At 43.7% G+C, this 231-nt stretch carries 1 protein-coding gene; it reads left to right on the top strand.

Annotation, left to right across the window (positions count from 1 at the left end):
* On the top strand, positions 1 to 231 hold a 231-nt coding region (locus tag ACVC08_RS00650; RefSeq protein ID WP_452600579.1), incomplete at both ends, for an Ig-like domain-containing protein.

Below are 231 nucleotides of genomic sequence, written 5' to 3' on the forward strand. Positions count from 1 at the left end.
ACTGCGCCTAATTGTGCTTGTCCTTTTATCGATACGCCTACTAATCCTAACAATCCTAGTATTTGTTTTGGGGCAACTACACCTGCTTTAAGTGTTGTACTACCTGGCCCTCCTGCTTTAGGGGATGCTGTTAATTGGTATGCAAACGCCACTGGAGGTACTGCATTAGCTTCTGGCCTTAATTATACGCCTACCGATACAGCTATTGGAGTTTACACTTACTATGCTGAA

This window comes from Pontimicrobium sp. MEBiC06410, from assembly GCF_053601615.1.